Genomic DNA, 1,846 nt, shown 5'->3' on the forward strand with positions numbered 1-1,846 from the left:
CCCATGCCCGGTCGACGTCCGTGGCCTCGAGCAGGACGCGGCGGCCCGCTCCGTCGGCGACGAAGTAGCGCTCGCCCGGGCGCAGTCGCACGACGGCCGCGGCGTGACGCCCCTCGTCGCCGTCGAGGAGAAGCGAGGACCCCACGACGGCGTCGGCGACCACGGACGGTTCGCCGAGGAAGAGCTGGTGGGTCACCGGCCGCTCACGTGCGGTCACTTCTCCTTGAAGGCGTCACGCAGCTTGCCGAACAGGCCCTTGTTGGCAGGCGTCAGCCGTCCCTGGGGGCTCTCCTCGCCACGGAGGGCCGCGAACTGGCGCAGCAGCTCCTCCTGCTCCTCGGTCAGACGGGTCGGGGTCTGCACGGTCGCGTGGACGAGCAGGTCGCCTCGACCTCCGTGACGCAGGTGGGTCACACCGAGTCCGCGCAGGGTGAGCACGTCACCGCTCTGCGTGCCGGCCCTGATCTCGAGGTCCTGCATGCCGTCGAAGGTCGACAGCTTGAAGCTCGTGCCGAGCGCGGCCGCGGCCATGGGCAGCTCGACGCTGCAGTGCAGGTCGTCGCCCCGGCGGGTGTAGGTGTCGTGGTTGACGACGCGGATCTCGACGTAGAGGTCGGCGTTGGGCCCGTTGCCCGGCCCGACCTCCCCCTCCCCGGTGAGCTGGATGCGCGTGCCGGTGTCCACACCGGCCGGCACCTTGAGCTTGAGCGAGCGGCGGGTGCGCACGCGGCCGTCACCCGAGCAGTCGTGGCACGGGTCCGTCAGGGTCGAGCCGAAGCCCTGGCAGTTGACGCACGGGCGGGAGGTCATGACCTGGCCGAGGAAGCTGCGCTGGATCTGCTGGACCTCGCCGGCGCCCTTGCAGATCGGACAGGTCTGGCGTCCGGTGCCGGGCTCGGCGCCGTCTCCGTCACAGCGGGTGCAGCCCACCGCGGTGTCGAGGGTCAGCTCCTCCTCGGAGCCGAAGACCGCCTTGGAGAGGTCGATGTCGAGACGCACCAGGGCGTCCTGTCCACGCTGGACGCGCGAGCGCGGGCCGCGCGTGCCGGCCTGGGCGCCCGCGCCGAAGAAGGCGTCCATGACGTCGCTGAACGAGAAGCCCTGACCGGCACCGAAGCCGGCGCCGCCGCCCGTGGCGAACGGGTCGGCGCCCATGTCGAAGGACTGGCGCTTCTGCGGGTCGGAGAGCACGTCGTAGGCCTGCGAGACGCGCTTGAACTCCTCCTCGGCCTCTGCACCCGGGTTCACGTCCGGGTGCAGCCTGCGGGCGAGTCGACGGTAGGCCTTCTTGATCTCCTCCTGGCTCGCGTCGCGCGAGACACCGAGGACGGCGTAGTAGTCGTTCAAGCTGGGATTCCTTTTGGTACGTGGTGCTTTCGGTTCCGGCGCGGCGCTGCGCCGGCGGACTGGCCGAGGTGGTGCTGGTCAGGTGGCCTGGTTCTCGTCGAGGATCTCGGACACGTAGCGGGCGACGGCCCGGACCGATGCCATCGTCGTGGGGTAGTCCATGCGGGTCGGGCCGAGGACCCCGAGGCTCGCCACGCGTTCGGAGCCGGAGCCGTAGCCCATTGACACGAGCGACGTGGACTGCAGGCCCGTCACGGGGTTCTCGGAGCCGATGCGCACCGACACCAGCTCGGGGTCGTCGCCGAGCTGGCCGAGCAGGCGCAGCAGGGTGACGTGCTCCTCGAGGGCCTCGAGGATCGGTCCGATGCTGCGAGGGAAGTCCGCCCCGGCCCGGGCGAGGTTCGCCTGCCCGGCCAGGACGACGCGCTCCTCGCGCTCCTCGACGAGGGCGTCCCCGAGAGCCGAGACGACGGCCTCGACGGCGGCGCGGTCGGCATCG

At 71.6% G+C, this 1,846-nt stretch carries 2 protein-coding genes and 1 pseudogene; all 3 read right to left on the bottom strand.

The features are described from left to right. Positions 1-217: RNA methyltransferase PUA domain-containing protein (locus AC1DP0_RS21510; protein ID WP_478088548.1), on the bottom strand; the 217-nt coding region annotated here is incomplete at its 3' end. After that, on the bottom strand, positions 214-1,347 hold the full coding sequence (gene dnaJ, locus AC1DP0_RS21515) for a molecular chaperone DnaJ (RefSeq protein ID WP_478088549.1): 1,134 nt from the start codon (positions 1,345-1,347) through the stop codon (positions 214-216). The genes AC1DP0_RS21510 and dnaJ, both read right to left, overlap by 4 nt. 78 nt (positions 1,348-1,425) lie before the next feature. After that, positions 1,426-1,846, bottom strand: a pseudogene (locus AC1DP0_RS21520) (heat-inducible transcriptional repressor HrcA); the annotation flags it as partial.

It is taken from the genome of Terrabacter sp. P5_B1 (assembly GCF_056400505.1).